This window comes from Candidatus Angelobacter sp. (genome assembly GCA_035607015.1).
Lineage (GTDB): Bacteria > Verrucomicrobiota > Verrucomicrobiia > Limisphaerales > AV2 > AV2.
Genome location: DATNDF010000252.1, coordinates 1 through 8,027, shown reverse-complemented (window position 1 = coordinate 8,027; position 8,027 = coordinate 1). Strand labels below are relative to the sequence as shown.

4 protein-coding genes are annotated in these 8,027 nt (G+C 59.7%); 3 read left to right on the top strand and 1 reads right to left on the bottom strand.

Translation table 11 applies throughout. The annotated features are described in order from the left end of the window. Positions 1-141: 141 nt before the first annotated feature. The gene (locus tag VN887_10250; protein ID HXT40393.1) at positions 142-1,005 is read right to left on the bottom strand and encodes an AraC family transcriptional regulator; all 864 of its coding nucleotides are present in this window, start codon (positions 1,003-1,005) and stop codon (positions 142-144) included. Between the two features lie 150 nt (positions 1,006-1,155). Between VN887_10250 and VN887_10245 the strand changes: the two genes are divergently transcribed. The 3 genes from VN887_10245 to VN887_10235 all read left to right on the top strand — a co-directional run. Then, complete coding sequence (locus VN887_10245; GenBank protein HXT40392.1) at positions 1,156-3,000, top strand: glycoside hydrolase family 2 TIM barrel-domain containing protein; 1,845 nt, start codon at positions 1,156-1,158, stop codon at positions 2,998-3,000. 15 nt (positions 3,001-3,015) lie between these two features. Then, the gene (locus VN887_10240; GenBank protein HXT40391.1) at positions 3,016-5,685 is read left to right on the top strand and encodes a DUF4965 domain-containing protein; all 2,670 of its coding nucleotides are present in this window, start codon (positions 3,016-3,018) and stop codon (positions 5,683-5,685) included. A 38-nt stretch (positions 5,686-5,723) separates the two neighbouring features. Then, a partial coding sequence (locus tag VN887_10235) for a beta-L-arabinofuranosidase domain-containing protein (GenBank protein ID HXT40390.1) occupies positions 5,724-8,027 on the top strand: 2,304 nt, incomplete at its 3' end.

Below are 8,027 nucleotides of genomic sequence, written 5' to 3'. Positions count from 1 at the left end.
CTGGGCTGGCACATCCATTTCCACCTTGGCTCGGATGAAAAACGCGGCCTGGCGAGGTTCATCGAGCTGTTGCGCAGGCACGGGCCGGGGCCTGTGTTCGAGCCGAAGTTTGTCGTTTGAAAAGCGTGCCAAAAGTTGATTTCAACCGGCGGCGGGGTTTTTGATTTCCCCGCGGCGCCGGTATTCCGAGGGCCGCCAGCCGATCCATTTTTTAAACGTGTTGGAGAAAACGAACGGGTTCTCGTAGCCCAGCGCGCTGGCGATGGACTCGATTTTATCGTTGGTTGATTCCAGCAGAACGGCGGCCCGCTGCATCCGCAGGTAGGTGACGTGGTGCATGGGGCTGCGGCCGAGTTGACGGCGGCACAGGCGGCGCAGGTGTTCGGCGCTGAAGTGGGAAGACGCGCACAGTTTTTCGAGCGTCCAGGGCGCGCTGAGGTTTCGTTCGACCGCGAGCCACAGGCGCCACAGGCGGTCGTCCACATGCCATGGCTGGGCGAACCGGATGACGTAGCCCTGGATGATTTCGACCCAGTGATGGACAACACCCGGTTCGGCTGCGCCGTTGACCTCGTGATACAGACCGAGGATCGCGGATTGCAACGGCCGGCCGTCGAAGCGTGTCAGCACGGGCGACGCCGTGGCAATGATCGGTTGCTGTTCGGGCGGTTGTTCGTAACGCACCCAGCAGAACCCCCATCGCGAATTGTCCACGGCGTGAAAGGCGTGCAGCACGTGCGGAGGCGCAAGACACGCCATGCCGGCGCGGCAAAGTTGCCAGCGGCCGTCCAACAGAATTCGTCCGGCGCCGGAAAAACAGGCGAGCATGTAGGTGCCGCGCAGATGGGTGCGCACCATGGAATAGGGCACGGCGGCATCGGCGATCCCCACGTGCGCAATCTGATGCAGCCGCAGCGCCGGGCAATTCTCCGCCCGCACGATCCATTGTTTGGTGCGGGCGCCGATGATGTGCGTTTCAGATAGATTTTGGGGGGCTTTGGACATGGCCAGCGCGGTCGCTGCTTGCTACCGGTTTACAAGTCAATGAAACACGTTTCGAGCGCTTGTTTCCAGCCCAATCCCGTAACGATTGAAACTTGAATTAAGAATGTCAGGCGGGATTATGGCCGGGCTCATGTCCATCGCGAACAAATCATGAAACCCATCCATGCTGCGTTTTCAATCTTGTCGCTTGTGTTGGCGGCTCAAACGGTCGCTGCCGGGGATGACTGGCGTCCAGCCCGGGGACGTCTGATGACGCGCTGGGCGAAGGACGTTTCGCCGAAGAACGCGCACCCTGAATACCCGCGGCCCCAGATGGTGCGCAAGGACTGGCAAAACCTGAACGGCCTTTGGGACTACGCCATTACGGACAAGGACGCGCCGGCACCGAAGCAGTGGGCAGGAAAAATACTCGTGCCGTTCCCGATTCAATCCGCGCTCTCGGGCGTGATGACGAACGTGAGCGAGAATCAACGGCTTTGGTATTCGCGCAAGTTCGAAGTGCCGAAGAAATGGAGCGGCAAGCGCGTAATGTTGAACTTTGGCGCAGTGGACTGGGAAACGACGGTGTGGGTGAACGGCAGGGAAGTCGGCAAACATCAGGGTGGCTACGATGGGTTCAGCTTCGACATCACCGACGCGCTGCACGCCAAGAGTGAAAACGAAATCGTCGTGAGCGTTTGGGACCCGACCGATGCCGGCCCGCAGCCGCGCGGCAAGCAGGTTCGAAATCCCCACAGTATTTGGTACACGCCCACGAGTGGCATCTGGCAAACGGTATGGTTGGAGCCGGTAAATGAAGCGCACATCGAGAGAATCCAGATCACAACGGACATCGATCTCGGTACCGTCACTGTTCGTCCCCTCCTTAGCAGCATGGCGCACGGACCAGGAGTCGGCATTAGCATTCGTAACGGTTTCAAAGAGATTGCCTTTGGTTCTGGAATTGTCGGCGAAGCGATCAGAATCCCGATGAAGAGTTTCAAGAAATGGACACCTGAAACCCCTCAACTTTATGACATTCGCATCACTCTTTTCGAGGCCAAGAAGCAAGTTGATAAGATTAAGAGCTACTTCGCCATGCGCAAAATCTCCATGGCCCGCGACAATCAAGGGCGTCTCCGAATCCAACTGAACAACAAACCGTACTTCCAGCTCGGCCCGCTCGATCAGGGTTTCTGGCCCGATGGTCTTTACACGGCACCCACGGACGAGGCATTGCGTTACGACATCGAAGTGTTGAAGAAACTTGGATTCAACATGGCGCGCAAGCACGTGAAGGTGGAGCCGGAGCGTTGGTATTACTGGTGCGACAAGCTCGGCCTGCTTGTCTGGCAGGACATGCCCAGCGGCGACAAGAGCGCGCGCTGGCAGGGACCGAGCGGCTTTGATGGCGAGGAAATGAAGCGCACGCCAGAGTCAGCGGCGATTTACGAGAAGGAACTGCGCGCGCTCATCGAGGGGCGTTACAATCATCCGTGCATTGTCACTTGGGTGCCGTTCAACGAAGGTTGGGGACAGTTCGATACCGCCCGCATTTTGAACCTCACGAAACAACTCGACCCGACGCGGCTCGTGGATGGGGCGAGCGGCGGCAACGATTTCCCGGCGGGCGATATTCTCGATCATCATCAATATCCCGGCCCCGGCGCGCCGAAGCCGGTGACGGATCGTGCAATGGTGCTCGGCGAATTCGGCGGATTGGGTCTGCCGGTCAAAGGCCACACCTGGCAGGAGGAAAAAAACTGGGGTTACCGCAGCTTCAAAACTTCGGAGGAACTCACGGACAATTACGTCGCGTTGCTGGGGAAGCTGCAGCCGATGATCGAGGACGCCGGGCTTTCCGCCGCCATCTACACGCAGACGACCGACGTGGAGGTCGAGGTCAATGGCCTGATGACCTACGACCGCGCGTTGGTCAAGATGAACGAAGCTGCGGTCGCTGACGCGAACAAGAAAGTTTACGTGCCGACGGGTAAAGATGAGGTGCGGAAATAGAAGTTTGAGGAACGTATGGAAAACAGGAATTGGCTGTCTGCTGTCGGACTGAAGATCACTGAAAGCGGCGCGCACGGAGTGACGCGTCCTACGGCGTTGCTCTTCGCGGCAATCCTCCTCTTGGTTCAAGCCAAGTTGCCCGCAGCAGAAAATAATCTTTCACCGCTCCGCCCGCCAGCGGTGCCGCTGGTGGCGTGCGACCCGTATTTCAGCATCTGGTCGCCGGCGGACAAACTGACCGATGCAGACACGGTGCATTGGACGGGTAAACCGAATCGGCTGACGAGTCTGGTGCGCATCGACGGCAAGGCGTTTCGCGTGATGGGCAAGGAGCCAGCCGGCGTGCCCGCGCTGGACCAAAAGAGTCTCACGGTGTTGCCGACGCGGACGATTTACACGTTCGTCGGCGCGGGCGTGGAATGGACGCTGACGTTCATGACCCCGGCGCTGCCCGATGATTTGGATGTGCTGTCGCGGCCGGTGACGTATGTAACCTACGACTTTAAGGCGACGGATGGGAAGTCTCACGAAGCGGATATTTCCTTCGACGCGCTGGGTGAATTGACCGTCAATACTCCCGATCAAACGGTGGTCTGGGATACGGGCCGTTCTTCAATCGGCGAAATCAGTGTGCTCACGATTGGCTCGAAGGATCAGCCCGTGCTCGCCAGGAAAGGCGACGATCTTCGCATCGACTGGGGCCACTTGTACATCGCCGCACGAGAAGGAGCCTTTTCCTCTCATCTCGTGGGCGAACCGTCAGCAATGCGCCGAAGCTTCGCTGAAAATGGGCTTGTCAATGGAACCGTCAATGCGTCCAGCCCGGCTGCGGCAAACCAAGTGGCGGCAGCCCTCTCGATGAACGTTAGGAAGATCGGGGCGCAGCCCGTCTCCCGCCATCTTATCCTCGCCTATGACGACCTCTACTCGATTCAATACATGCGCAAAAACCTGCGGCCTTACTGGCGTCGCAATGGGTGGGAGGCCGCCGATTTGCTGAAAGCCGCCGAACGCGATTACGAGTCGTTGAAGAAACGTTGCGAGCAGTTCGACGCCGAATTGATGGCGGATTTGCGCAAAGCTGGCGGCGAGAATTATGCGCGGCTCGCCGCGCTTGCGTATCGTCAGTGTTTCGCCGCGGGGGAATTCGTCGCCGACGACAACGGCGAGCCGCTCCAGTTTTGCAAGGAAAACCACTCGAACGGCTGCATCAGCACGAGCGACGTGTTTTATCCGATGTCGCCGCAGTTTCTGCTCTTCGGACCAACGCTCGCGAAATCGTTCCTCGTGCCGTTCATGAATTACGCGGCGAGCGACCGTTGGAGGTTTCCCTTTGCGCCACACGACCTCGGCACGTATCCGAAAGCGAACGGCCAGGTCTATGGTGGCGGGGAGCGGACAGAGCAAAACCAGATGCCGGTCGAGGAGAGTGGCAACCTGCTGATTCTCTTCGGCGCGATTGCGCAAATGGAAGGAAACGCGAACTTCGCAGGCCTTTACTGGAAGCAACTCGAACAGTGGGCGCAGTATCTCAAGGCGAAGGGGTTTGATCCGGAGAACCAGCTTTGCACCGACGACTTTGCCGGCCACCTCGCGCACAACGTGAACCTCAGCGCAAAGGCGATCTGCGGACTCGGCGCCTTCGCCAAGCTGTGCGACCTGCGTGGCGAGAAGGCGAAGGCCGACGAGTATTGGAAGCTCGCGCGCGAGTTCGCTTCGCGCTGGGTGAAGGAAGCCGACGACGGCGACCATTTCCGCCTGGCGTTTGACCGGCCGGGCACGTGGAGTCAAAAATACAATTTGATCTGGGACGGGATACTTGGCTTGAATTTATTCCCACGCGAGGTCGCGCGCAAAGAAATGGATTACTACAAGCGCATCCAAAACCAATACGGCCTGCCGCTGGACAACCGGAAGGATTACACGAAGCTCGATTGGATCACCTGGACCGCGACTCTGACGCAAAATCGATCGGACTTTGAGGCGCTGGTGGACCCTGTGGTCCGGTTCCTGAACGAAACGCCGGACCGCTCGCCGATGACGGACTGGTATCAAACGAAGACGGCGAAGAAGGTCGGTTTTACCGCGCGACCCGTGGTGGGCGGCGTGTTCGCGCGGATGCTCTATGACAAAGCCGTGTGGAAGAAATGGGCGAGCCGCGACAAGACAAAGGCGTCCGGATGGGCGCCGATTCCCAAACCGCCTGCGGTGAAGATTGTCGCCGCGACCGCGCGCGAAGACGCGAACCTCGAATGGCGGTACACGACGCAGAAGCCTCCGGCCGACTGGTTCAAGGCGGACTTCGACGCGAGCGCATGGCAGGCGGGAGCGGCGGGTTTCGGCACGCGGGGAACTCCCGGCGGGGTTGTGCGGACGGAGTGGAACACGGCGGATATCTGGCTGCGCCGGGAGATCACCCTGGCGGAGGAAAAATGGAACGATCTCCAACTCCGCCTGCACCACGACGAAGACGCGGAGGTCTATGTCAACGGGGTGCTCGCTGCGACCGCGAGCGGCTACACAACCGACTATGAGGAAACGCCGTTGAATGCCGCGGGCCGGACCGCGCTCAGGCCCGGCCGGAACGTCATCGCCGTCCACTGCCACCAGACGCGCGGTGGACAGTACATTGACGTCGGCCTGGTGGATGTGCGGGCGGCGCCGAAGCAGCCGCGGACTTTTTGAGTGTCCGGGAACGCGTGAGATCGATATTTTAGCCAACCATGAAAGCCAGTTCGTTTGTCGGATTGAAGCCCTTCGCCTTCGCCATCCGCAGTCTGGCGTCCCTGCTCATGGTCGCGACCGCTGCCGGGACGACAGCGGAAACGCTTTACGTCGCCAATCGTGCGCCGCTCCAGCCTGGGGCGTTCATCAAATTGCCGATCGGCAGCATCAAGCCCGAGGGCTGGCTGCGGCACCAGCTCGAACTGGAAGCCGACGGAATGACCGGCCATCTCGAAGAGATTTCCAAGTGGTGCAAATTCGAAGACAGCGCATGGGCCTCGCCGGACGGGCAGGGGAAGTTCGGCTGGGAGGAGTTGCCTTACTGGCTCAAAGGTTATGGCGACCTCGGTTACGTGTTGAAGGACGGGAAGATCATCAAGGAGGCCCGCAAGTGGATTGATGCCGTGCTGGCCAGCCAGGAGCCGGACGGTTTTTTTGGACCTCGCGCGAACAAGACCGGTCTCGACGGCCATCCTGATCTCTGGCCGCACATGGTCATGCTCAACGTGCTTCAGTCATTTTACGAGTACAGTCACGACGAGCGCGTGCTGCCGTTCATGACCAGGTATCTTCGCTGGCTGAACGGGCGTCCCGGAGAGGATTTCGGGCGGGGTTACTGGCCGAGAATTCGTTTTGGCGACACGATAGAATCCGCATACTGGCTCTACAATCGCACGGGCGACGCGTTCCTTCTCGACCTCGCCAAAAAAATTCACGACCACATGGAGCCCTGGACCACGGGCGTTCACAACTGGCACAACGTGAATGTTTCCCAGGGCTTTCGCGAACCGGGCGTCTATTTCCTCCAGGCGCGCGACGAAAAATTTCTGCGCGCGGCGGAACGAAATTACGAAACGGTGATGAGTCTTTACGGCCAGTTTCCGGGTGGCGGCTTTGCCGGCGACGAGAATGCCCGGCCCGGTTTCACCGATCCGCATCAAGGTTTTGAAACCTGCGGCATCGTCGAATTCATGCACAGCTTCGAGATGCTGACGAAGATTTCCGGCAATGCAATCTGGTCCGACCGCTGCGAGGACATCGCGTTCAACTCCTTCCCCGCCGCGCTCGCGCCGGACTGGAAAGGACTGCACTATCTGACGTGCGCGAACCAGGTCGCGCTCGACCGCGCCAATCACGCGCCGGGCGTCGAGAACAGCGGCACGATGTTCAGTTACAGTCCGTTCGAGGTTTATCGCTGCTGCCAGCACAACGTCTCGCATGGCTGGCCCTACTACGCGGAAGAACTGTGGCTGGCCAGCACCGACCACGGCCTCTGCGCGTCGCTCTTTGCCGCGAGCGAAGTGACCGCGAAAGTCGGCGACGGCAGGACCGTGAGGATTTCCGAGGAAACCGATTATCCGTTCAGCGACACAATCACGCTGAAGTTTTCCACGGCGCAACCGGTGAAGTTTCCCCTGCATTTGCGAATTCCCGGCTGGTGCCAGGGCGCGTCAGCCAGAGTCAACGGCAGGAGCGTTTCGTTGAAAACAAAACCGCTTTCCCATGCGATGATCGAACGTGAATGGAAGGACGGCGACCTGGTCACACTGAAACTGCCAATGCGGATCGCGGTGCGACGATGGGAAAAGAATCATGATGCGGCATCGGTCAATTACGGCCCGCTGACGTTTTCGCTGAAGATTGGCGAGCGCTGGACGCGCTACGGCGGCACTGACGCCTGGCCGGAGCGGGAGGTGCATCCGACGACTGCCTGGAATTACGGGCTGGTTTTGAACGCGCGGAATCCGGCGAAATCATTTGAAGTCGTGAAACGGTCCGGTCCGCTTGCGGCGAACCCGTTTACGCCCGAAACTGCGCCTGTCGCTCTGCGGGCGAGGGTGAAGAAGATTCCCCAGTGGAAGACCGACCGTTACGGTCTGGCCGGCAAATTGCAGGACAGTCCCGTGAGGAGCGGCGAGCCGGTGGAAACCGTCACGCTCATTCCGATGGGCGCGGCGCGCCTGCGTATTTCGTCGTTCCCGGTGATCGGTTCAGGTTCGAGCGCGCACGATTGGAACGGTGAGAAAGCGTCGGCGGTGTCGGCGTCGCATTGTTTCGAGCGGGACACGGTCGAGGCGGCGATCGACGGTGTGGAACCGAAGAGCTCCAACGACCACAACATTCCGCGTTTCACCTGGTGGGACCATCGCGGCACGGTCGAGTGGATTGAGCGGGGATTTGTAAAACCGCGCAAAGTCTCGGCCGTCGAGGTGTACTGGTTTGAAGACGGCCCGGCTGGCGGCTGCCGGGTTCCGAAATCATGGAAGTTGCTTCATAAAACCCGCGATGTCTGGAGGCCGGTT

What these genes read in the sequence shown, in the direction of transcription:
- VN887_10240 (HXT40391.1), top strand. Translation starts at nt 3,016, where the DNA reads ATGGAAAACAGGAATTGGCTGTCTGCTGTCGGACTGAAGATCACTGAA.
- VN887_10250 (HXT40393.1), bottom strand. Translation starts at nt 1,005, where the DNA reads ATGTCCAAAGCCCCCCAAAATCTATCTGAAACGCACATCATCGGCGCC.
- VN887_10245 (HXT40392.1), top strand. Translation starts at nt 1,156, where the DNA reads ATGAAACCCATCCATGCTGCGTTTTCAATCTTGTCGCTTGTGTTGGCG.